The organism is Streptomyces sp. NBC_01092, assembly GCF_045039535.1.
Classification (GTDB): domain Bacteria; phylum Actinomycetota; class Actinomycetes; order Streptomycetales; family Streptomycetaceae; genus Streptomyces.
This window is the reverse complement of the sequence record NZ_CP108659.1, coordinates 5,716,109-5,738,441: the sequence shown is the minus strand read 5'-3', so window position 1 is coordinate 5,738,441 and position 22,333 is coordinate 5,716,109. Positions and strand designations below refer to the sequence as shown.

Sequence of the window (22,333 nt, the reverse complement as noted above, 5' to 3'; positions counted from 1 at the left end):
GCGCGTATACGCACGATGTATAGAGGTTGTGTATAGAGGTGGGGCAGAGACCTCCGTCGGCCACCCCTCGGCCGACCGGGCCGCGGATCGTGGCGCGGCGCATCGCCCCGACGGAGCAATCGCTGACGGCGGTACGGGGGATTTCCGTGGGGCGTGCGAGGAATATTCCCTGATCAGCGAACTTGCTGGAATTGTTTAACACGCGTGGTCAATCGGCCCGTGCTAGTGTCGGTAACAGTTGCAGGTGTGGTTCCCGGAAGATTTTTCCGACGGGAGATCATCACGGCGACCGGATTCCGCACAGGGCGGGGTCCGAACACCGTCTCCCGAAGGAGAAACAGAATGGCCACCGGAACCGTGAAGTGGTTCAACGCCGAAAAGGGCTTCGGCTTCATCGAGCAGGACGGCGGCGGCCCCGACGTCTTCGCCCACTACTCGAACATCGCGACCCAGGGCTTCCGCGAGCTGCAGGAAGGCCAGAAGGTGTCGTTCGACATCGTGCAGGGCCAGAAGGGCCCGCAGGCGGAGAACATCGTTCCCGCCTGACACCGGCGCTGACGCGTACTTCGCAGCTGGGGCCCGCACCATGAGGTGCGGGCCCCAGCTCGTTCTCGCGATTCTGCGCTCCGTTCATATTGCCACCAGAATTCCTCGCAGGACGCGCAGGAGGTGAGCACAGTGGCCGGTACCGATCCGTCACCCGCCACGGGACGCCTCCCGGAGGGCGTACACGCCGTCCGCCCCGGGACCGCCCTCCTGCGGCTGGAGACGACACAGGAGCGCACGGGACTACTCGACGGCGCGTGGTGGCCGCGCTCCCGTGACATCGCCACCGAACTACCAGGCCTGATCCGCACGCTGTCCGAACACCTCGGACCGATCTCCCGGGTCGGCCTGGACTCCGCCGCCTGGGACGGACTGCATACGCGCCTGGTCGTCGACGGCCAGGTCGTGCACCTCGACGCCTCGTCGGTGGGCGACGACACCGTCCTGATCACGCGAGGTGATCAGGATCTCTTCTCCCTGCTCGTCGTACCGCCGGACGCGTCGCCCGCCGCGGCGCGGGCGGCGATGGCCCAGGCGGTGCGCGCCGACAACCTCAAAGGGGCCGAGCAGATCCTCCTCGACACCCGTGCGGAGCCTCCTCTTCCGCCAGGCGTGACCACCACGTGAACGGTCCATGACCGGTTCCGGCGCGTTCGTGGATGCCTGTGCGCCGGCCCTTCTCGGCCCGCACGGGAGGTCTGGGAAAAGTCTGTAGCGGCGAGGCCACATTTTCCCGGCCGACGGCGCTAGGGTTGTCGCACGAGGCAGACGTACCGAGTCCTTCGCAGCGCGCGTGCCGCGCCCGCCCGGGTCCGTCGCCCGCCCCCGGAACGAAGGTGCCATGCACGCTGAGAACGCCCCTGTCGCGGGGAACCTCGACGACGACGACTACCCCGCCTACACCATGGGGCGCGCAGCCGACGTTCTCGGTACCACCCCCGCCTTCCTGCGGGCCGTCGGCGAAGCCCGGCTCATCACCCCGCTGAGGTCGGAGGGCGGCCACCGGCGGTACTCCCGCCGCCAGCTGCGCATCGCCGCCCGGGCCCGCGAACTGGTCGACCAGGGCACCCCGATCGAGGCCGCCTGCCGCATCGTCTCCCTGGAGGACCAGCTCGACGACGCGCTGCGCCTGAACCGGGACATGCGCCGCAAGCTGGCCGAGCGCGGCACGGATACCTAGTGCCGCCGGTACAGAAATACGGGTCGGCACGGACGAGGATTCGTGGTCGGACCCAAAAAAGGCATGAAACTTCGGCCCGACCTGTGTTAGCGTAATAGAAGTTGCAGTTTTGATTGCCAGAGACTTGTTTCAGAGACTTGTTTCTTTGCACAGCTTTCCGGATCTTTCCGGAGGGGTGATCATCGCGGCGACTCGGATCCGTAAAGTGCGGATTCCGGCACTGCCCCCCTAGGGAGATTCAATATGGCATCTGGCACCGTGAAGTGGTTCAACGCGGAAAAGGGCTTCGGCTTCATCGAGCAGGACGGCGGCGGCGCTGACGTGTTCGCCCACTACTCGAACATCGCCACCAGCGGCTTCCGCGAGCTTCAGGAAGGCCAGAAGGTTACCTTCGACGTCACGCAGGGTCAGAAGGGCCCGCAGGCCGAGAACATCGTTCCCGCCTGACGCTGACGCGACCGTTCGACTGAGGCCCGCACTCTTTGGGGTGCGGGCCTTTTCGTATTTCTTCGGCTCATTCTTGTGAATCCGTGTGCGGCTCGGCGCCGCCGGTCGGAATTCCTCGATACGCCGCATCGAGGAAGGTTCCTTCCATGAACCGAACCCGCCGTACCGGCGGAAATCCGGGTCGCTTTCGTGCGGACAGAAGTTCCACGCGCTCGGCGGACAACCCGCGCAGCGGCCGTATTCACGCGCAGAGCAATGGTGGGCAGAGCTCCCGTCCGGCCGCCGGACGAAGGAGCGGCTCTGGAGCACGCTCCACCACCCGTTCGCAGGAATTCGCCCTGCCCGTGACCCTCACCGAGCCGCTGCCGGCGGTTCGGACGTTCGCCGAACTGGACATGCCCGCACGTCTGCTGACCGCGCTGGCCGCCGAGGACGTGACCGTCCCCTTCCCGATCCAGGCAGCCACGCTGCCGAACGCGCTGGCCGGCCGGGACGTCCTGGGCCGCGGGCGCACGGGCTCGGGCAAGACGCTCGCCTTCGGCCTGGCCGTGCTGGCCCGGCTGGACGGACAGCGGGCCCAGCCCCGACAGCCGCTCGCCCTCGTGCTGGTCCCCACCCGGGAGCTGGCGCAGCAGGTCACCGACGCGCTCGCCCCCTACGCCGGCGCCCTGCGTCTGCGGCTCGCCACCGTGGTCGGCGGCATGGCGATCGGCCGGCAGGCCAGTGCGCTGCGCGGCGGCGCCGAGGTCGTCGTGGCGACGCCCGGCCGCCTCAAGGACCTCATCGAGCGGGGCGACTGCCGACTGGACCAGGTCGCCATCACCGTCCTGGACGAAGCCGACCAGATGGCCGACATGGGCTTCATGCCGCAGGTCACCGCGCTGCTCGACCAGGTCGGCCCCGGTGGCCAGCGGTTGCTGTTCTCGGCCACCCTGGACCGCAACATCGACCTCCTGGTGCGCCGCTACCTGCGCGACCCCGTGGTGCACTCCGTCGACCCGTCCGCGGGCGCCGTCAGCACCATGGAGCACCATCTGCTGCACGTGCGTGACGACGACAAGCACGCCACCGCGACCGAGATCGCCGCCCGCGACGGGCGGGTGATCATGTTCCTGGACACCAAGCACGCCGTGGACCGGCTGGCCAAGCACCTGCTGTCCGTGGGTGTGCGTGCCTCGGCCCTGCACGGCGGCAAGTCCCAGCCGCAGCGCAACCGGACGCTCGCCCAGTTCAAGGACGGCCGTGTCACGGTCCTGGTGGCCACCAACGTCGCCGCCCGCGGCATCCACGTCGACGGCCTCGACCTCGTCGTGAACGTCGATCCGCCCGGTGACCACAAGGACTACCTGCACCGCGGCGGCCGTACCGCCCGCGCGGGCGAGTCCGGCACCGTCGTCACCCTCGTCCTGCCGCACCAGCGTCGCTCGATGGACCGTCTGATGGCCGATGCCGGTGTCACCGCGCAGACGGCCCGGGTCCGCCCGGGCGAGGACGAACTGCACCGGATCACCGGCGCCCGGCCCCCGTCCGGCGTGCCCGTCACCATCCCTGTACCGGTCGCCGAACAACCCGAACGCACGGGGTCCGCGGGCCGCGGCTCCAGGAGGCGCACCGGCGGCGGGAGCGGAGGGGCAAACGGCCGCGGTGGCAGCGCCGGGGCCAATGGCCGCGGTGGGAGCGGACGAGGCTCCGGCCGGACCCGTCGGTCCGCCCCGAGGAACAACCCATAGCCCAGGCAACGGGACTCACTCACAGCGGTCGGGACGAAGCCGTCACCCGTCCCGACCGCACCCACGAAGAGGAGCACCCCTTGACGCCGACTCCGTACCGCACCCGGCAGGCCGAGCAGTCCGACGGCACCGGCCTGACCGCCCGCGACGCCATGCACGCCCCCGGGCCCCAGGTCGACGACCACATGACCGTCGACGTGGCCCTGTCCGTGCTGATCAGCGCCCGCGTCCCGCACCTGCTCCTCCAGGACGCGGACGGGCGCTGCACGGGACTGGTCACCCGGGCCCAGCTCTCCGAGCACCGCGGCGGCGGCACCTGGTACAGCGACCGGACGCGGCTGCGGGACATCCCGCTCGACCGCGGACCGTTCACGTCGTCCGTGGCCGTGCTCAGCGATGCGGAAGCCGCCATACGGGCCCGGGCCCAGGACGTGTCCCCCGTGATCGACGAGCACGGCTACGCCCTGGGCGTCCTCGCCCTCACCTGCTGACGGCCGTTCGCGCGGTCGACCCCCTCCGGTCCTTTTCCCCCCGAGTCTGTGGAGGCATCCATGCGCTGTGTCATCGCCGGTTTCCCCTTCGACCTGATCAAGAGCGAGGTCGAGCAGTCGATGCAGGGCGTCACGCCCGAACCCGTCACCGGAGTGGCCGTGACCATCGGCCGCCGCGTCTACCCCGTGATGCAGGTCGGGGAAGTGCTCACCCGGCAGGACCGCCGCGACTTCACCACGGGCGAGATGCGCCGGGCGCTGACCCGGCTCGGCTTCACCTGCCACGACGTCCCTCCGGCCGCGCCGGTCCAGGACGCGCGGGCCGGCGAGGGACTGCTGGGCTGGTGACGCTGCCCGCGTAGGCAAGGAGCCGGCCCGCCGGTCCCCGCGGCGAGCTCCTCAGGACTTCAGGAACGCGAGAATGTCGGGGTTCAGGACGTCCGGGTTCGTCGACAGCATCCCGTGCGGGAGGCCCTCGTAGCTCTTGAGCGTGCCGTTCTTGAGGAGCCCCACCGACAGCGGCGCCGAGTCCTCGTACGGGACGACCTGGTCGTCGGTTCCGTGGGCGACGAGGACGGGTACGTCGATCTGCTTCAGGTCCTCGGTGAAGTCGGTCTCGGAGAACGCCTTGACGCATTCGTAGTGGGCGTTCGCGGCGCCCATCATCGCCTGCCGCCACCAGTTGTCGATCAGCCCCTGCGACACCTTCGCACCGGGGCGGTTGAAGCCGTAGAACGGTCCCGAGGGAACGTCGATGAAGAACTGTGCGCGGTTGGTGGCGACACCCTCGCGGAAGCCGTCGAAGACCTCGATGGGCAGGCCGCCCGGGTTGGACTCCGTCTTGAGCATCAGCGGCGGCACGGCGCCCACCAGCACCGCCTTCGCGACCCGGCCGCGCTCGGCGCGGGCGACGTAGCGCGCGACCTCGCCGCCGCCGGTGGAGTGGCCGATGTGGAAGGCGCCGCGCAGATCGAGCGCTTCGGCGAGCGCGATCACGTCGGCGGCGTAGGTGTCCATGTCGTGGCCGGCCGGGGTCTGGGTCGAGCGGCCGTGCCCCCGGCGGTCGTGGGCGATGACCCGGTAGCCCTGCGCCAGGAAGAACAACATCTGGTTGTCCCAGTCGTCGGCGCTCAGTGGCCATCCGTGGTGGAAGACGACCGGCTGCCCGCCGCGTGGACCCCAGTCCTTGTAGAAGATCGTGGTGCCGTCGCCGGTCGTGACTGTGCCCATCGCTGATCCTCCGCTCCTCCGGACCACCGTACGCTCGGGCCGTGCACGGCACATCCGCAGCGCACACGACCGACAGGAGGCCGACGTGGCCGGGACGACACCGACCGAGGCGACGGTGGCCGAGGTGCTTCAGGAGCTGGCCGGGCTCGAGGATCCGAAGGCGCGGGCGGTGAACGAGAAGCACGGTGACGATCACGGTGTGAACCTCGGCAAACTGCGCGCGCTCGCGAAGCGGCTCAAGACGCAGCAGGAACTCGCCCGCGGGCTCTGGGAGACGGACGACACCGCGGCGCGGCTGCTGGCGCTGCTGATCTGCCGCCCCAAGGCGTTCGAACGGGACGAGCTGGACGCCATGCTGCGTGAGGCGCGGACGCCCAAGGTGCACGACTGGCTCGTGAACTACGTGGTGAAGAAGAACCCGCACGCCGAGGAGCTGCGCCTGGCCTGGTTCGCCGATCCGGACCCGGTGGTCGCGAGCGCCGGGTGGGCGCTGACCACCGAACGCGTGGCGAAGCAGCCGGAGGGCCTCGACCTCGCGGGACTGCTCGACGTCATCGAGGCGGAGATGAAGGACGCTCCGCAGCGCCTGCAGTGGGCGATGAACCACTGCCTGGCGCAGATCGGCATCGAGCACGCCGAGTACCGCGCCCGTGCGCTCGCCATCGGTGAGCGCCTGGAGGTGCTCAAGGACTATCCGACCTCCCCGGGCTGCACGTCTCCCTTCGCTCCCGTCTGGATCAACGAGATGGTGCGCCGGCAGGACGGCAAGTAGCGCGAGTCGGGGCGGCGGCGCCGCGGATCACAGGAACGAGGACAGGCCCTGAAGGAAACGGTCCACGTCCTCGGTCGTGTTGTACGGCGCCAGACCCGCCCGCAGCGCCGGGCTCTGCAGTTTCAGCGCGGTGAAGGGCTCGTAGGCGTAGAAGGATCCGGCGGGGGCGACCACGTCGCGGGCGGCGAGGTGTGCCTGGGCCTCGCGGGCGTCGCGGCCTTCGAGGGTCATCAGCAGGGTCGGGGTGCGGTCGGCCGCCCTGGAGTGAACGGTGACGGCGTCGCCGAGTGCGCGTACGCCGTCCTCCAGCCTGGTGCGCAGGGTCCGCTCGTGCTCGTGCAGGGCCGCCAGGGAGTGGGCGAGCCGTTCCCTGCGGGTCGGTGCGGTGCTCGGGGCGAGGCCGGCCAGGAAGTCCACCGCCGCGGTGGCGCCCGCCAGGATCTCGTAGGGCAGGGTGCCGAACTCGAAGCGCTCCGGCACGCTGTCGGGGGACGGCAGGAGCTTGTCCGGGTGGAGGGTTTCGAGGAGTTCGGGCGCCCCGGCGAGCACACCGCAGTGCGGTCCGAGGAACTTGTACGGCGAGCAGACGAACAGGTCGGCGCCGAGGGCCCGTACGTCCACCAGGTGGTGTGCGGCGTAGTGGACTCCGTCGACGAACACCAGCGCACCGACCTCGTGCGCGGCGTCGGCGATGCGGCGGACGGGCGGCTTGGTGCCCAGTACGTTCGAGGCCGCCGTGACCGCGACCAGCCGCGTCCGGGGCGACAGCGCCCGCTCGAACGAGTCGAGGTCGAGCTCCGTGGTCTCCGGGTCGATCTCGATCCAGCGGACCGTCACCGCTGCGCGCTCGGCGGCCTGGATCCAGGGGCGGACGTTGGAGTCGTGGTCCAGGCGGCTGACGACGATCTCGTCGCCGGGCTTCCAGCCCTTGGCCAGGTGGCGGGAGAAGTCGTAGGTGAGCTGCGTGGCGCTGCGTCCGTGGACGATGCCGCTCGCGGGGGTGCCGAGCAGGTCGGCGTAGGCGGTGCGGAAGTCCGTCACGGCGCGCTCGGCGTTGAGCTCGGACGGGCTGACAGTGCCCCGGTTGGAGAGGGGGCGGGTCATCGCCCTGGCGATGGCGTCCGCGACGGGGCGCGGGGTCTGGGTCCCGCCCGGGCCGTCGAAGAAGGCGAGGCCCTGGTCGAGGGCGGGGAACTGGGCCCGCAGGGCGGTCAGGTCGAAGGCCATGGCCTGCCTCGGCTTTCGGTCGGGAGTCCCTAGACTCTGGCATCCGCGGACGAGACCCGTAAAGCGGTGGATCAAGAAGAGGGTTCCTCGGGCGTGGGTGAAGAGGGTTCCTCGGGCGCGGACACCGCGGGCTCCGCTCCCGTGGAGGTCTCCGTCGGCGTCGGCGTCGGCGACGGTCTCGTGACGGTCGTCACCGCGACGGCGTCGCCGGCCCGGACCCGGGCCTGGAACCACACGGCGTCCTTGACCTCCAGGCCGATCCAGTCGCCGGTGGTGTCCAGGGCGCCCAGGCCCGGCGGCTCGACGAGGGCGCCGACGTAGAGGGGCTGGTCCCGGGTGTCGCGGAGCTCGACCACGTAGGGCACCTTCAGCTTGACGGGGCCCTTGGAGGCCAACTCGACGCCCAGGACGAGTGAGGCGTGCTTCGCCTTTACCGTGAGCGGGCCCGCGAACCCGGTGCGGCCGTCGAGGTCCGACAGGACCCGCAGGACCCGGCCGTCGACGGTGAGGGAGTGCCGGCGCAGGTCGAGCGTGGCGGAGGCGGGCGACGGGGTGGCCGTGGGCGGCGGGGAGGAAGAGGAGTGCGTCGCGGGCGGGATCCGGTTCCCGGGCGGGTGATCCGGGCCTGCGCCGAGTTCGAGGTGCAGCGCGAAGCCCAGGACGGCGAGGGCCACGGTCCCCGCGCCGAGGGTGACGGCCGTACGACGGCGGCGTCTGCGGCGCATCGCGCGGGCCCGGATCCCGGCGCCGTCGACGACCGGCGCGGTTGCCTGCGTGGCCGCCAACTCGCGCAGCGCGGCGGAGAGTTCATCGGACACGGCCGCTCTCCTTCCGGACCGGCCCGTCGGCCTCGTCCCCCGCAAGACGCTTCGCCAGTTCCGCTCGCCCCCGGGACAGCCTCGCCTTGACGGTCCCCACGGGAGCACCGGTCTCGGAGGCTACCTGTTCGACACTCAGGTCGCACAAATGGTGCAGGACGATCGCCATCCGCTGAGCCTCGGGCAGTTCGCGCAGGGCGGCCACGAGCGCGGTGTACTCGGGGCCCGGCCCCGGGGTGGAGTCGGGCGGCGGAGTGCGCCGTACCAGTTCCAGCCAGCGCCTCGCGCGCCGCCAGCGGCTCACCGCCAGCCGCATGGCCACCGTGCGGATCCACGCCTCGGGTGCGCTGTCCGCCAGGAACTGCCCGCGCCGGTCCCAGGCCCGTACGAACGCTTCCTGTACGACGTCCTGGGCCTCGCCGTGGTCTCCGGTGAAGGCGTAGAGCTGGCCGGTCAGCCGGGGGAACGCGGCCGCGTAGAACGCGTCGAACTCGTCCTCGGTCATGCCCCCACCGGATTCCCTGCCCTTGCCGTGCAACCGGGCCACCTCCGCCGTGCGTACAGGTCCCGTAGGTCGCATCCAGCGCAGCGCAACCCACCCGTAAGACGACGCACGGGGGTCCCAGGCTCCCTTTTCCTCAACGGTGTTGGCTCCTCGGCTGTTCAACCTACCCGCACGACCGACCGAGTTCCCGAGCCGAAGGACAGCCCCACGTGCCCCCGACTCACGACGCACTCCCCGCCGGCCACGACTTCGCCACCTACGCCCGCACGCACTGGCCCCGGCTGGTCGTGACGGCGCGGCTGCTCACCGACGACGACGGTGCGGCGCAGGAGTTGGTGCGCAGAACGCTGGCGCGGATGTGCGCGTGGTGGCGGCGGGTTCCGCGCGACGACGTGGACTTCCACGTACGGCGTTGCCTGGTGCGGGGCCATCTGCGCCGGCTGCGCGGGCGGCGGGCCGCGCGGCGGCGGACCGTCCTGGTGCTGCGGTTCTGGGAGGGGCTGACGGACGCGGAGATCGCCCAGGTGCTGGGCTGCTCGGCGGGTGCGGTGCGGGCCCAGGTCCGGCAAGGGCTGCGGGCGTCCGGCGCCGACGCCGAGCGGGTGCGCGAGGTGTACGCCGGCGCCGCCCTGGACGTCGTGCCGTCCGAGGTGCCGCTGGCCGAAGTCCAGGCCCGGGGCCGGGTGCTGCGGCGGCGCCGGGTCGCCGTGGTCTCGGCCGTCTGCGCGGCGCTGATCGCGCCCGGCGCCCTGTTCGCCGCCGACCGGATCGGGGGCGGGGGCGAGCGGGACGAGGCGTCCGCGGCCGGGCGCCGTGCGCCGTCGGCGGCGAGCCCGATGCGGGTCGTGGCGCCCGGCGAGCGGGTGAGCGCCGGGCCGGGGGTGCGGGTGTGGCTCACGGCCGACGGCGGGCACTGGTCGGTGCCCGTCCGCCCGGAGGGGCTTCAGGACAGTGACCGGCCGTCCGACGATCCGGGCGTCACCCTGCGGGTGGACAACGTGAAGGGCGGGTTCTTCCTGTCGGGCCTCTTCCACGGCCTGAACGGCGAACCGGACCGCGTGGAGGTCCGCACCGGCGAGGGCGGCAGGGCCACCGCGAAGGTTCTCGTCCTGGCGGGCAGTCCGGGCTGGGGCATCTGGTACACGAGCGCCCCGCTGCCCAAGCGGAACATGCAGGCGCTCCTCGACACGGGCGGGGACGAACGGATCGTCACGGTGTACGACGCCTCGGGCAGGGTCGCCGCACGGTCGGCCGAGGAGTGGTGGCGGATATGAACGCGAAAGTGGTGGCGGACGTGACCGCGAGGACGACGACGCCGGGTCCCCGGCACCGCGAGCGCACCCCGCTGCGGATCCGGTTCCGGCGCACCCGGGGCCGACGGCTGCGCCGGCTGGGCTACGCCTTCCTCACCCTGATCGCACTGCTGTGCGCGACGGTCGTCGTGGCGTACCACCTGACGACCATTCCGAAGCCGCACCCGGAGACCGTCACGCAGAGCACCGTGTTCCTCGACTCCGGCGGCGCCTATCTGGGCCGGCGCGGGCCGGTCGACCGGCAGGACGTGCCGTTGTCCGCGGTGCCCCGGCATGTGCAGGAGGCGGTGATCGCCGCGGAGAACCGCTCCTTCCGTACCGACCGGGGGATCTCGCCGCGGGCCCTCGCGCGGGCCACGCTGGCGACGCTGACGGGCGGTGACCAGCAGGGCGGTTCCACCATCACCCAGCAGTATGTGAAGAACGCGCTGCTGAGCCCGGAGCGGTCGCTGTCCCGCAAGGCGCGCGAGGCGCTCATCGCGATCAAGCTGGACCGCACCCGCAGCAAGGACGAGATCCTCGAGGGCTATCTCAACACCGTGTACTTCGGGCGCGGCGCGGCCGGGATCCAGTCCGCCGCGCGCAACTACTTCGGCGTCGACGCCGAGGACCTCAACGTCGCGCAGGGCGCGGCGCTGGCGTCCATCGTCAACATCCCGTCGTACTACGAGAAGGCGGGCTCCGACGGGAAGGTGACCGCGAGGCTGGAGAACCGCTGGGAGTGGGTGCTGGACGCGATGGCGGCGAGCGGCGCCATCACGGCGAAGCAGCGGGCCGAGGCGCGCTTCCCGGCGTTCCGGTTCTATCCGCCGGGCGAGACCGAGGGGCAGCGGCAGTATCTGATCGACGTCGCCTCGAAGGAGGCCGCCGGCCGGCTCGGCATCACCGAGGACCAGCTCGCGAGCGGCGGCTACAGCGTGACGACCACCTTCGACCTGGCCCTTCAGGACCGTGCCACGCAGCTGGTCCAGGATCGTCCCGGCGGCGGGCGCGGCGTGCGGGTGCACACCGCCGTCGTGGGGATGGTGCCCGGCGACGGAGCGCTGCGGCTGCTGTACGGCGGCTCGGACTACGCGCGCCAGCCGTTCAACGACGCGGTGAGCGGGGCGGTGGAGGCGGGCACGGCACTGGAGCCGTTCGGCAAGGTGAAGCCGGGTGACCCGCTGCGCGCGCTGCTGGCGACGCCGGCGCCGACCCCGCTCAACCTGACGTCGGCGTACGCGACTTTGGGGGCGGGCGGCAAGTACGCCACCCCTTACACCGTCGCGCGCATCACCCGGGAGGGCCGCACCGTCTACCGGGCGCGTCCCGAGGTGCGGCGCGTGCTGGACGAGCAGATGGCGTACTGGGCGGACGCGCGAACGGGGGCCGGGTCCGTGCCGGTCGCCGGGGGCCCCGCCGACGCCGCCGCCTTCCCGGCGGAGAAGAGGGTCCTCATCACCGGCGGGGCGGGCGGCGGCACCACCCGCCGCACCGTGTGGACCACGGGCTACGACACCCGACTCGCCCTGACGGTCACCCTGTTCGCCGACCGGGCGGGCGGCAAGAAGGGCACGACGGTTCCGGCGCAGCTGCCGAACGATCCACCGCCGACGAAGTTCGCCGAGCAGGTGGCGGCGGGGATCTGGGGGGCCGCGACGAAGAGCGAGGCGGAGGGGGGCGGCTGACGCGGGAAGTGTCGGCGTCCTGGTTCAGGTGCCGGCGCCGGCCGCCGCCGGTGCCGGGGCCTTGGTGTCGTCGCGGGCGAACCTGCGGGCCGCCGGGACGAGGCTGATGGCGAGAGCGCCGCCGAGTCCGGCCAGGGCGAAGGTGGTGAAGCCCCAGCTCTCGTTGCCGCTCGCGGCGAGTTCGCCGATCAGCCAGGGGCCGACGACGGCTCCGGTGCGGCCGACTCCGGTGACCCAGCCGAGTCCGGCGGCGCGTTCGCTGTCGCGGTAGACGGTGCTGGTGGCGGCGTAGACCATCACCTGTGCGCTGAACAGCCAGACACCGGTGACGGCGACGACGACGTAGGTCACGCCGAGCGGCAGGTGGGCCTTGAGCAGCAGGGCGCCGGCGGCGGTGAGGACGAACCAGATCGCCGACACGCGTACCGCGCCGAACCGGTCGGCGACCCGGCCGGCGATCAGCAGTCCGACGATGCCGCCCGCGTTGATGACCAGGAGGAAGCTGACGGAGGAGTTCAGGCCGTAGCCGGAGGCGCGCATCATCTGCGGCAGCCAGGTGCTGACGCCGTACACCAGCAGCAGCCCGCAGAAGGACGCCAGCCACAGCAGCGGGGTCGCCCAGCGTGAGCGCGGGTGGAACAGCTCCCGTACGGCGGCGAGCCTGCCCGCCGCGCCGGCGGCCGGGGCGGCGACCTCGACGGGCCGGGGCAGCCCGTAGCGGTCGGCGACGGCGTCGGCCCTGTCCCGCTCACCGCGCGCCAGCAGCACTCCGGGCGACTCGGGCAGCAGGCGCAGCAGCAGCGGTACGGCGACGACGGCCGGGAGCACGCCCGCCCAGAAGACCCAGCGCCAGCCCGCGGCCGGGGCGAGCGTCAGGCCGAGGCCGGTCGCCGCCATGCCTCCGAAGTGGTACGACGTCATGAGCAGGCCGGTGGTCAGGGCGGCCCGGCGCGGCGGCGCGAACTCCAGGACCATGGCGAGGCACAGCGGCATGAGCCCGCCCAGGCCGAGACCGGCGACGAAGCGTCCGGCGCCGAACATGCCGACGCCGTCGGCCAGGGCGCACAGGGCGGACCCGGCGGAGAACAGGCTCACGCTGGCCACGAGCATCAGCCGGCGGCCGAGCCAGTCGGTGAGGTTCCCGGCGGTGAGCGCGCCGATGAGCATGCCGAACGTGGTCCAGCTGCCGATGGTGCCCGCGGTGTCCGGGGTCAGTCCGAGGCCGGGGTCGTCGAGCATGTGCGGCATGACGGCGCCGTAGATGTTGACGTCCATGCCGTCGAAGAACACGGCCAGCCAGCACAGGGCCAGGACCGGGAACACGGTGCGGAAGGTGTGCGCGGGACGGGGTCCGGGGGGTGTGAGGGAGCGGGACATCTGCGTCCTTGGGGTGGTGGGGAGCGTGAGCTCGGTCGAGCTTGTTCGAGTTGTTCGCTGGGTGAAAATTCCTTCGTCTTCGACTGGGCATGAGTCTCTGGCCGGGGCAGCCGGGTGTCAACGGTGCTGCAACGGGTTTTGGACGGGACGCTCCTGCGCAGCGACGGCGCCCGCCGCGGGCGGTGCCGCCTCTGCTGAAGGCGCTCGGGCCGCACTTCGTCATCGCGGCCAACGGGGCCGCCGTACACGCGCCGGACGGGACCATGCAGCGGACCCGGCCGATCCCGGCCGGTGAGGCGGCGCGGCTCGTGGCGCGGGTGCGGGCGGCGAACAGTTCGTGGCCGCGCTGGACGCGGGCCGGTGACCGGAGCCGGACTTCACCCGCCCACGAAGCGGTACTTGAGGTGGGTGGCGAGGGGCGTGTCCACCACCCTGAGCGGCTCCAGGTCGCGTCGGCCGAGTCCCTCGAAGAGCCGTAGTCCCGCTCCGAGGAGTGCGGGCACCACGTGCAGTTGCAGCTCGTCGACGAGGCCCTGAGCGAGGTACTGCCGCACCGTGCTCGCGCCGCCCGCGATGTCGACGTTCCGGTCCCCGGCCGCGGCCCTCGCCCGGTCGAGGGCGCTGTGGATACCGTCGGTGACGAAGGTGAAGGTGGTGCCGCCCTCCCTGACGAGGGTGGGGCGCGGTCGGTGGGTGAGCACGAAGACCGGGGTGCGGAAGGGCGGGTTGTCGCCCCAGAACTCCTCGCCCGTGTCGTACATGGTCCGGCCCATCACCACCGCCCCGGTGGCGTCGAACCACTCACGCATCACCTCGGAGTCACGGTTGTTCTCCCCACCGGCCATCCCCTGACGCTCACGCCAGCTCGCCAGGTTGTGGATCCACTCGAAGAGCGGCTCGGCTCCGTCGCCGCCCGGGTTGTCGAGGGTGACTCCGGTACCGGCGATGAAGCCGTCGAGGGAGATGGCGAGGTCCGCGGTCACGGTCACGATGGGCGCTCCTGAGATGCGTAGGGGGAAGTAGGGGGAAGTCCTGCCTCACTCTCACGTCGATCGGGGGGCGGCGGATTCGACACGTCCGGCGGGAGCTTGGCAGCAACCTGTCAGTCCGACGGCAGCACCCGCTACGGCCGCCGCTCGCGTGTTTGGCTTCCCGGAGTTCCGAGGAATCCGACGCTGTCCGGAGGGCCCAGATGGAGAAGTACGGCGAGACGCTCTTCGCTCTCGACCAGGACGAGGAGACACGCCTGCGTCTGCTCGCCGAGGTGTTCGACCCGCTGTGCACCCGCACCCTCGACACGCTCGGCGTGGCCCGTGACGCCCGCTGTCTGGAGGTGGGCGCGGGTTCCGGGTCCGTCGCGCAGTGGCTGTGCCGGCAGGCCCCGGACGGCGAGGTGATCGCCACCGACCTGGATCTGCGGCTGCTCGAACGCGTGCAGGAGCCCCGGCTGCGCCGACTGGTGCACGACGTCACCACCGACCCCTTCCCGGACGGCTCCTTCGACGTCATCCACGCCCGGCTGGTGCTCAGCCATCTCCCGCAGCGCGACGACGTCATGCGGCGGATGCTGCGCTGGCTGCGGCCCGGCGGGTTCGTGCTGATCGAGTCGTTCTGCTGGTTCCCCATCGACAGCGCGCCGCATCCGACGTACCGCAAGGTGATGCAGCGCTGGAGCAGCCTGATCTGCGGGACGCTGGGCACGGACAGCTGGTGGGCCCGCAGTCAGCCCGGGTCGTTCCTCGACTACGGCTACCGCGACGTCGGCGCCCACACGCTCACGCAGAACCTGCGCGGCGGCACCCGGCTCGCCGACTTCTGGCTGCAGACCGTGGACATGTCCCGCGAGCAGCTGATAGCGGGCGGCTTCGTGACACCGTACGAACTGGACGAGTTCTACGCCCTGTTGCACGACGACGCCTTCTGGGACCTGGCACCCGCCCTGGTGCAGTCCTGGGGTCACAAGTAGGGGCGCCGGCCATGCCGCCCACCGAGGTCGCCGCCACCCGAGCGGACACCGTCGCCGAACAGCCGCCCCGCGTCGGTCTCCTGTCCTTCCTCAACTGCCGTCCGATCCTTTGGGGGCTGCGGCAACAGGGCCTGCTACCGGGCCTGGAGCCGCTGTCGCTCTCCGCCGAGAAGGCCGGTGACCGGCTGCTCGCGGGCGGACTCGACCTGGGGCCGATCAGCCTCGCCGAGTACCTGCGGCACACCGACGAGCTGCTGCTGCTTCCGGGGCTCGCCATCGCGGCCGAAGGTGCCGTCATGTCGTGCCACATCGTCAGCCGGGCCCCGCTGCACGACTTCCCCGCCCCGCGCGTGGGCCTGACCTCCACCAGCCGGACGACGGTGCTGCTGGCCCGGTTCCTGCTGGAGGAGCGGCTGGGACTGATGCCGCGTTACTTCACCGGACCGCCCGACCCCGCGGCCCTGCTCCGCGGGGCGGACGCGGCGGTCGTCATCGGCGACCCGGCCCTGCGGGTCCACTTCGAGGGCGTGCCGGGCTGTGGCACCGCGCTCGTCCACGACACCGCGCGGCTGTGGACCGAGTGGACCGGGCTGCCCATGGTGTTCGCCGTGTGGGCGGTCCGGCGGGAGTACGCCGAGCGCCGGCCCGGGACCGTCGCGCAGGTGCACCGGGCGCTGCTGGCCGCCCGCGACCAGGCGCTGGAGCGGCTGCCGCGGATCGCCGCCGAAGCGTCCGTCGGCTCGGGCTTCACCGAGGCCCAGCTGCTCTCGTACTACGAGACCCTGCGCTACGACCTCACAAGGGAGGGTGAGCGTGCCGTCGGCCGCTTCGCCGACCTCGCCGTGCAACGCGGGCTGGTCCCCGGCGACTGGGCCCTGCGCCGGTTCGAGGAGGCACGGTGAGCATTGACGAGACCTCGTCGGGTTCGGCGGTGACCCGCGAGGCGGCTCCCGGGTCCGCCCTTCGGGGACGGTCCGGCACGGGGTTCGCCTCGGTCTGCCCGGCGGGGTACGGCCGAGCGGAGTCTGTGGACGAGGCCGGGCAGGACGCCGAGGCCGGGCGTGGCGCGGTGGCCGCGCTGCCGCGGATTCTCGATCCCGCGTCGCGGCCCGACCCGTATCCCCTGTACGACGAGATCCGGGCAGCGGAACCCGTGTGGGTGCCGGGCCGCCCGGTGGTGGTCCTCGCCTCCCACGCGGCGTGCGACGCCGTGCTGCGTGACCCCCGCGCGAGCAACGACCGCCGTCACGCCCTGCTGCACCGGACGTCCGACCCGGCCGACGGCGGGGCCCCGCCCCCGGCAGAGCTGCCGTCCTTCCTGTTCATGGACCCGCCCAGGCACGGCACGCTGCGCCGCCTCGCCGCCCCCGGCTTCACCCCGCGGGCCGTGCGGCGGCTGACGCCGATGATCAGGGAACTGATCGACGACCTGCTGGACGAGGCCGCGGCCCGGGCACGCCTGGACGGTGTCGCGGACCTGGCGTCCCCGCTGCCCGTGACCGTCATCTGCCGGGTGCTGGGCATCGACACCGGCGAGCGGGAGTGGTACCGCACCCGCTCCTCCCTGCTCGGGCAGGCCGTCGACCCCTACCTGGCGTTCCTCGGGGTTCCCGCACCGGGCCTGGACCGGCGTCGGCGGGCGGAGGCCGAACTCACCGAGTTCTTCGGCCGGTTGGCGGCGCAGCGGCGGGCCGAGCCCCGTGACGACATCGTCTCGGACCTGCTGGCGGCGGACATCGACGGCGAACCGCTCACCGACGAGGAGATCGTCACCACCTGCCGGCTGCTGCTGAACGCCGGGCACGAGACGACGGTCAGCCTGATAGCCAACGGACTGCTCACCCTGCTCGACGAGCCCGGCACCCTGGCCGCGCTGCGCGACGATCCGGCGGCCACGGCGCCCGCGGTGGCCGAGGAACTGCTGCGCCTCCAGCCCCCGCTGCAGCTCGTCCACCGGCACGCCCGCGAGGACATGGACGTACGCGGCACCCCCGTGCCACGCGGCACGACCATGGTGCTGCTGCTGGCCGGCGCGAACCGCGACCCCGCCGCGTTCGACCGCCCGCACCGCTTCGACCCCGCGCGCACCGACGCGGCCCGGCACCTGTCCTTCGGCCTGGCCACGCACTACTGCCTCGGTGCGCCGCTGGGCCGGCTGGAGGCCGAACTCGCCTTCACCCGCTTCGCCCAGCGGATCGTCCGGCCGCGCCTCGCCGAAGGCGCCCCGCGCTACCGCCCGCATGTCGTCCTGCGCGGCCCGGCGTCCCTCCCCCTGCACGCCGACGCGATCCTCGACCGCAGCACGCCCTGGGGTGCCGACGCGCCATGAGCGACCGGACCGGCAAGGCAGGAAGCCCCGTTGGGGCACGGCACCGTGGGCGGGTCGGTGCGGACCGGCGGAACGCTGCGTTGCGCACGGCCGGTGAGGGAGCGGGACGACGACCCGCACCCCACCGGCCGGCCCTGGCGTCAGCGGCGCCGCAGTGCCAGGACCGCGTTGTGGCCGCCGAAGCCGAACGAGTTGCTCAAGGCCAGGTCGCCGCGGGTGGGCAGGGGGCGGGCGAAGGTGGTGACCACGTCGAGCGGGATCGCGTCGTCGAGGTCGTCGCAGCCCTTGGTCGGCGGGATGATCCCGTGGTGCAGGGTGAGCGCCGTGACCACCGCCTCCACCCCGCCCGCGCCTCCCTGAAGGTGCCCGAGGCTGCCCTTGAGGGCGGTGACCGGCACCGGCACCGCGCCGTCCGCGTCGCCGAAGACGGTGCTCAGGCCGGCCGCCTCCGCGAGGTCGCCCTCGACGGTCGCCGTGGCGTGCGCGTTGATGTGCGTGACGTCGGCGGCGCCGGCCCGGGCGTCCGCGAGCGCGCGGCGCAGGGCGGCCGCTATCCCGCCTCCCGTCGGGTCCGGGGCGGCCATGTGGTGCGCGTCCGCCGACAGGCCCCAGCCGGCGGCCTCGCAGTAGATGCGGGCACCGCGGGCCCGTGCGTGTTCCTCCGACTCCAGCACCAGCAGCCCGGCCCCCTCGCTGTTGACGAAGCCGTCCCTGTCCTTGGCGAACGGCCGGGACGCGGCCTCGGGGGCGTCGTTGCGGGCGGACAGCGCGCGCATCGCCGAGAACGCGGCCATGACCTCGGGCGTCACGGCGGCCTCCGCCCCGCCGGCGAGCACGATGTCGACATGGCCGTACCGGATACGGTCGATGGCCTGGCCGATGGCCTCCGTGCCGGAGGCGCAGGCGCTGACCACGGTGCGGGCCTCCCCGGTGATGCCCAGGTCGATCGAGATCTGGGACGCCGCCTGGGAGGGCACGGTCATGGGCGCGGTGAGCGGCGGCACCGCCCGGGCGCCCTTGGCCCGCAGCCGGCGGTCGCCCGCCACGAGGACAGCGGCGCCGCCGATGATGGTGCCGACGCTCACGCCGACCCGCTCCGGGTCCAGACCGCTGCCCCGGGTGCCGCTCGCCACGAACCCGGCGTCCCGCCATGCCTCCCGGGCCGCGGTGACGGCTAACAGGGCGGCCCGGTTCATGCGCCGCGCCTGTGGCTTGGGCAGCAGTTCGGCGGGGTCGACGGGGACGGTCCCGGCTATTCGTACGGGATGGTCCGCGAACTCGGGCCCCGTCAGCGGCCGGATGCCCGAGCGGCCGGCGAGCAGCCCTTCCCACAGGCGGGAGTTGCCGACGCCGAGCGGGGTGATCGCGCCCAGTCCGGTGACGACGACCCGCCGAGGCATGTACCTGTCACTGTGCATGGCAAACGCTTCCCTTCATTTCCTGCGACTTCGATGAGTTCCGCCGGCGGACTCGCCGACCGACTGCGCGCGGGCGCGATGTGAGGCATGCTCACGTCCGAAGGGGTCGATGGCGCCTCCGGCTACTGTTTGATCGTTCGAGGACTTACACGAACGGGGGAGACATGACGGAGTCGCGCGATACGGAGATACCCGAACCAGCCGAATTCCAGCTGGAATTCGCCGACCTTCCGCATCTGCTGCGCGCCTGGCGCACCGAAGCGGGACTGAAGCTCGGGCGCGGCAAGGCGCTGCCGCAGAAGGAGGTCGCCCAGCGGATGGGCGTCAGCGAGCGCTGGTACCGGGCACTGGAGAGCGGCGCTCAGGTCCCGCTCACGCTGGACACCTTGACGCTGCTCGCGCAGGCACTGGACCTCGGTCCGGACGAACGTACGGCGCTGTACTGGTACCGGATCACCGAGGTGTCGGACGAGAGACAGCCGTCGGACGACGGCGGCGGCAGGTTCGGCCAGCTCAGGGAACTGGTCGACGCGCAGACAACGTTTCCCGCCTACCTCATCGACCACGCGTGGAATGTCATCGCCTACAACGCGCTCATGGCCGGGTGGTTCCCCTGGGTCCGTGAGCCGGAAGCCAATCTGATGCGCTGGGTTCTGCAGAACCCGGAATCACGGGAACAGATAGTGGACTGGAAGAAACAGGCCGCGCTGTATCTTGCGCAATTGAGGTTCGCACTCTTCCGGAGCCCGGACGATCCGACGCTCAATGATGTGCTGACGAGTGTGCAGCACGAACCCGATTGCCGAGAACTCTGGAACGCCGGGCCACGCATCATCGCGTTCCGGCAGGGCGGAAAATTCCGCCTGTCTCTCCCCCACATTTCAAAGACCGAGTTGGTTGTCACCGCCCAGGTCCTCCTCCCCGCTTACCGTCCAGGCGCCCGCTTCGTGGCTCTGATGCCGGCGTAGCGGCGCCCGCCCCGCGGCCAACTCTACACAGAAAGAGACGACTGCCAAGCGGCAAGTTTTTGCCGCTTGACAAGCCCTAACGACCCTTGCAACCTCATTCAGGCGCATCCTGAGATCCGTTCGGTTTCTGCCGGCTGGGCAGCCAGGGTCTTTACCTCTTTTTGGGATTGCGGCTGTGGTGCACGGGGGGTCCGTGCCAGGTCCGTCTTTTTTGCTGCGGAATGGTGACATGGAAAGTCAGCTGCTCGTCAGATCCGACACCACCCGGACGACACTTCAACCTCTGACCGACTCCGACTCCGTGGCGGCACTGCTGGACGCCCTGCGCCTTCGTACGGTGCGGGAGTTGCGCCTCGCGCTGCCCCGTCGCCCCTACGACCGCCGGGTGCGCGAGCGGGCGGCGCTGCTGAGCTCCGAACTCGTGCGCCGTGGGGCGCAGGTGCGGGTCCTGCATCTGGCGGACGTCGCCCGCGATCCCGCCCAGGCCGAGGACCTGCGGCGGATCGCGGCGTCCGGCGCCCAGCTGCGGGCGCTGCCGCATCTGCCGATCTGGATGGCCGTGGCCGACCGGGACCTGGCGATCGTGCCGTCGGACCCCGGGCAGGGCGACTCGCCGGCCACGCTGCTGCGCGGACGGTCTCTGGTGGCGGGCCATCAGGCCCTGTTCGACCAGGTCTGGGCGAGCAGCGCGCCGCGGGACAACCGCGCCGGTCCGGCAGGCTCCGCCGGGCTGGACGAGCGGGAGCGGGAGGCGCTGGTGCTGCTCGCCCAGGGGCTGACGGACGAGGGCATCTCCCGCCGCACCGGCCTGTCCGTCCGCACGGTCCGCCGGACCATAGCGGGCATGATGACCAGGATGGGCGCCCAGAGCCGCTTCCAGGCGGGGGCGGAAGCGGCTCGACGGCAGTGGATCTGATCCGACTTCAGCGGGCCTGGGCATGCGGTGAGCGGGCGCGGGCCTGAACCGGGGAGGTTGGGCCGGGGCATGATGCGTCGGCCGAACCCGGGACGTCGGGGACGTTGCCCGCCCGAACCGGGCACCCGAGGCAAAGCCCGCCGGCCTCGCCACGAACGTCGTCGGCCCCAACCGGCGCCCGGACCATGGGCGTTCCCGGAGCGGGCCGGTGCCACTCCTGCCGAAGGCGGCGCCGCCTTCGGCCCGGTCGCCCTACAACCCCGTCCGGGCCAGATCCTGCTCGGCGTAGCGTTCGCCCGTCGGTGGGGTGAGGGTGTCGAGGTGGGCCAGTTGGTCCGGTGTGAGGGTGACTTCGGACGCGGCGGCGTTCTCCTCGACGCGGGTCACCCGCCGGGTGCCGGGGATGGGAACGACGTCGTCGCCCTGGGCCAGCAGCCAGGCGAGCGCGACCTGCGCCGGGGTGGCGCCGACGGTCCTGGCCACGGCCTCCACCTCGTCGACGATCCGCAGGTTCCGCTCGAAGTTGCCGTCGGCGAACCGGGGCGTGGTCAGCCGGAAGTCGTCCGGGGCGAACTGCCGGGTCGAGCGGATCGTGCCGGTGAGGAACCCGCGGCCGAGCGGCGAGTAGGCGACGAGCCCGATGCCCAGGTCGCGAAAGAGCGGCAGCAGCGTCTCGGCGGGCTCGCGGGACCACAGCGAGTACTCGATCTGCACCGCCGCGACGGGATGCACGGCGTGAGCGCGCCGGATGGTCTCGGGGCCGGCCTCCGACAGCCCGACGTGCCGGACCTTGCCCTCGCGCACCAGGTCGGCCAGCGCGCCCATGGTGTCCTCGATCGGCGTGCCGGGGTCGACGCGGTGCTGGTAGTACAGGTCGATACGGTCGGTCCCCAGCCGCCTGAGCGAGCCCTCGACCGCCTTGCGCACATTGGCCGGTGAGCTGTCGAGCACGTTGGGGCCGGCGCCGTCGTGCGAGACCAGCCCGAACTTGGTGGCGATCACCACCTCGTCGCGGCGTCCGGCGATCGCCCGCCCGACCAGCTCCTCGTTGACGAACGGGCCGTAGATCTCGGCGGTGTCGACGAAGCCGACGCCGAGGTCCAGCGCCCTTCGGATGGTGCGGACCGCCTCCTCCTCGTCGCTGCCCGCTCCCGTGTAGTAGTCGGACATCGACATGGCGCCCAGGCCGATGCTTGATACATCGAGACCGCCGAGCGAAACGCGCTGCACTGAGACCGCGCTCCCTTCCTGTTCGTCAACTCCGTACCCACCCAAGCACAGTTGGCGGGCGCACCGAAGCATTCCCAGTTTTCCTTCGGGTTACTTGGCGAGAACAAGACTTCCCGGATTCGGTAAAACCGTCAGCGAGTTGGCAGCAACAGGCCACGAACCTGTCGCCGGCCGCATCACGGTGTTTGACTCGAATCGGCCCG

23 protein-coding genes are annotated in these 22,333 nt (G+C 71.8%); 15 read left to right on the top strand and 8 right to left on the bottom strand.

Going from position 1 to position 22,333, the window contains the following annotated elements:
* Nucleotides 1-342 precede the first annotated feature (342 nt).
* From OG254_RS26115 to OG254_RS26085, 7 genes are all read left to right on the top strand, one after another.
* Nucleotides 343-546 carry a cold-shock protein gene (locus tag OG254_RS26115; RefSeq protein WP_147998950.1) on the top strand — a complete coding sequence of 68 codons (204 nt, stop codon included), beginning with the start codon at nucleotides 343-345 and terminating at the stop codon, nucleotides 544-546.
* Nucleotides 547-678: 132 nt separating this feature from the next.
* Nucleotides 679-1,173 (top strand): DUF5994 family protein, encoded by a 495-nt coding sequence (locus tag OG254_RS26110; protein ID WP_405586105.1) that lies wholly within the window; start codon nucleotides 679-681, stop codon nucleotides 1,171-1,173.
* Nucleotides 1,174-1,387: 214 nt separating this feature from the next.
* Nucleotides 1,388-1,726: a MerR family transcriptional regulator gene (locus OG254_RS26105; protein WP_405586102.1), complete on the top strand. Its 339-nt coding sequence runs from the start codon at nucleotides 1,388-1,390 to the stop codon at nucleotides 1,724-1,726.
* A 243-nt stretch (nucleotides 1,727-1,969) separates the two neighbouring features.
* Complete coding sequence (locus OG254_RS26100; protein ID WP_007383480.1) at nucleotides 1,970-2,173, top strand: cold-shock protein; 204 nt, start codon at nucleotides 1,970-1,972, stop codon at nucleotides 2,171-2,173.
* Nucleotides 2,174-2,319: 146 nt separating this feature from the next.
* Nucleotides 2,320-3,903: a DEAD/DEAH box helicase gene (locus OG254_RS26095; protein ID WP_405586100.1), complete on the top strand. Its 1,584-nt coding sequence runs from the start codon at nucleotides 2,320-2,322 to the stop codon at nucleotides 3,901-3,903.
* An 80-nt stretch (nucleotides 3,904-3,983) separates the two neighbouring features.
* Nucleotides 3,984-4,394, top strand: a complete 411-nt coding sequence (locus OG254_RS26090) for a CBS domain-containing protein (protein WP_405586098.1) — start codon at nucleotides 3,984-3,986, stop codon at nucleotides 4,392-4,394.
* 60 nt (nucleotides 4,395-4,454) lie between these two features.
* Nucleotides 4,455-4,742: an SCO5918 family protein gene (locus tag OG254_RS26085; RefSeq protein WP_147998954.1), complete on the top strand. Its 288-nt coding sequence runs from the start codon at nucleotides 4,455-4,457 to the stop codon at nucleotides 4,740-4,742.
* 51 nt (nucleotides 4,743-4,793) lie between these two features.
* Here the strand turns inward: OG254_RS26085 and OG254_RS26080 are convergent, their stop codons facing one another.
* Nucleotides 4,794-5,624 carry an alpha/beta fold hydrolase gene (locus OG254_RS26080; protein ID WP_405586095.1) on the bottom strand — a complete coding sequence of 277 codons (831 nt, stop codon included), beginning with the start codon at nucleotides 5,622-5,624 and terminating at the stop codon, nucleotides 4,794-4,796.
* 85 nt (nucleotides 5,625-5,709) lie between these two features.
* Here OG254_RS26080 and OG254_RS26075 point away from each other — a divergent pair, with 85 nt between their 5' ends.
* On the top strand, nucleotides 5,710-6,396 hold the full coding sequence (locus OG254_RS26075; protein ID WP_405586092.1) for a DNA alkylation repair protein: 687 nt from the start codon (nucleotides 5,710-5,712) through the stop codon (nucleotides 6,394-6,396).
* A gap of 27 nt (nucleotides 6,397-6,423) precedes the next feature.
* Here the strand turns inward: OG254_RS26075 and OG254_RS26070 are convergent, their stop codons facing one another.
* From OG254_RS26070 to OG254_RS26060, 3 genes are all read right to left on the bottom strand, one after another.
* Nucleotides 6,424-7,623: a cysteine desulfurase-like protein gene (locus tag OG254_RS26070; protein WP_405586089.1), complete on the bottom strand. Its 1,200-nt coding sequence runs from the start codon at nucleotides 7,621-7,623 to the stop codon at nucleotides 6,424-6,426.
* A 71-nt stretch (nucleotides 7,624-7,694) separates the two neighbouring features.
* Complete coding sequence (locus OG254_RS26065; protein ID WP_405586087.1) at nucleotides 7,695-8,441, bottom strand: hypothetical protein; 747 nt, start codon at nucleotides 8,439-8,441, stop codon at nucleotides 7,695-7,697.
* Nucleotides 8,431-8,946 carry a SigE family RNA polymerase sigma factor gene (locus OG254_RS26060; protein WP_405586084.1) on the bottom strand — a complete coding sequence of 172 codons (516 nt, stop codon included), beginning with the start codon at nucleotides 8,944-8,946 and terminating at the stop codon, nucleotides 8,431-8,433. The genes OG254_RS26065 and OG254_RS26060 overlap by 11 nt, the downstream gene beginning before the upstream one ends.
* Nucleotides 8,947-9,155: 209 nt before the next feature.
* Here OG254_RS26060 and OG254_RS26055 point away from each other — a divergent pair, with 209 nt between their 5' ends.
* A complete protein-coding gene (locus tag OG254_RS26055) occupies nucleotides 9,156-10,220 on the top strand; it encodes a sigma factor-like helix-turn-helix DNA-binding protein (protein WP_405586081.1) in 1,065 nt (354 codons plus the stop codon).
* The gene (locus tag OG254_RS26050; protein WP_405586079.1) at nucleotides 10,217-11,926 is read left to right on the top strand and encodes a transglycosylase domain-containing protein; all 1,710 of its coding nucleotides are present in this window, start codon (nucleotides 10,217-10,219) and stop codon (nucleotides 11,924-11,926) included. The genes OG254_RS26055 and OG254_RS26050 overlap by 4 nt, the downstream gene beginning before the upstream one ends.
* A 24-nt stretch (nucleotides 11,927-11,950) precedes the next feature.
* On the opposite strand, the gene OG254_RS26045 is transcribed toward OG254_RS26050, so the two are convergent.
* Nucleotides 11,951-13,303 carry an MFS transporter gene (locus OG254_RS26045; RefSeq protein ID WP_405586076.1) on the bottom strand — a complete coding sequence of 451 codons (1,353 nt, stop codon included), beginning with the start codon at nucleotides 13,301-13,303 and terminating at the stop codon, nucleotides 11,951-11,953.
* Nucleotides 13,304-13,680: 377 nt separating this feature from the next.
* Complete coding sequence (locus OG254_RS26040; RefSeq protein ID WP_405586074.1) at nucleotides 13,681-14,292, bottom strand: dihydrofolate reductase family protein; 612 nt, start codon at nucleotides 14,290-14,292, stop codon at nucleotides 13,681-13,683.
* Between the two features lie 203 nt (nucleotides 14,293-14,495).
* Here OG254_RS26040 and OG254_RS26035 point away from each other — a divergent pair, with 203 nt between their 5' ends.
* The 3 genes from OG254_RS26035 to OG254_RS26025 are packed head-to-tail and all read left to right on the top strand — an operon-like array spanning nucleotide 14,496 to nucleotide 17,598.
* Nucleotides 14,496-15,269 carry a class I SAM-dependent methyltransferase gene (locus OG254_RS26035; RefSeq protein ID WP_405586071.1) on the top strand — a complete coding sequence of 258 codons (774 nt, stop codon included), beginning with the start codon at nucleotides 14,496-14,498 and terminating at the stop codon, nucleotides 15,267-15,269.
* An 11-nt stretch (nucleotides 15,270-15,280) separates the two neighbouring features.
* Complete coding sequence (locus OG254_RS26030; RefSeq protein WP_405586068.1) at nucleotides 15,281-16,171, top strand: menaquinone biosynthetic enzyme MqnA/MqnD family protein; 891 nt, start codon at nucleotides 15,281-15,283, stop codon at nucleotides 16,169-16,171.
* Nucleotides 16,168-17,598: a cytochrome P450 gene (locus OG254_RS26025; protein WP_405586066.1), complete on the top strand. Its 1,431-nt coding sequence runs from the start codon at nucleotides 16,168-16,170 to the stop codon at nucleotides 17,596-17,598. The genes OG254_RS26030 and OG254_RS26025 overlap by 4 nt, the downstream gene beginning before the upstream one ends.
* 140 nt (nucleotides 17,599-17,738) lie before the next feature.
* Here the strand turns inward: OG254_RS26025 and OG254_RS26020 are convergent, their stop codons facing one another.
* Nucleotides 17,739-19,016, bottom strand: a complete 1,278-nt coding sequence (locus tag OG254_RS26020; protein WP_405586063.1) for a beta-ketoacyl-[acyl-carrier-protein] synthase family protein — start codon at nucleotides 19,014-19,016, stop codon at nucleotides 17,739-17,741.
* Between the two features lie 164 nt (nucleotides 19,017-19,180).
* On the opposite strand from OG254_RS26020, the gene OG254_RS26015 reads away from it, so the two are divergent.
* Complete coding sequence (locus OG254_RS26015) at nucleotides 19,181-19,984, top strand: helix-turn-helix transcriptional regulator (RefSeq protein WP_405586060.1); 804 nt, start codon at nucleotides 19,181-19,183, stop codon at nucleotides 19,982-19,984.
* 229 nt (nucleotides 19,985-20,213) lie between these two features.
* A complete protein-coding gene (locus OG254_RS26010) occupies nucleotides 20,214-20,900 on the top strand; it encodes a LuxR C-terminal-related transcriptional regulator (RefSeq protein ID WP_405586057.1) in 687 nt (228 codons plus the stop codon).
* 252 nt (nucleotides 20,901-21,152) lie between these two features.
* Here the strand turns inward: OG254_RS26010 and OG254_RS26005 are convergent, their stop codons facing one another.
* Complete coding sequence (locus OG254_RS26005; protein ID WP_405586054.1) at nucleotides 21,153-22,130, bottom strand: aldo/keto reductase; 978 nt, start codon at nucleotides 22,128-22,130, stop codon at nucleotides 21,153-21,155.
* Nucleotides 22,131-22,333 lie beyond the last annotated feature (203 nt).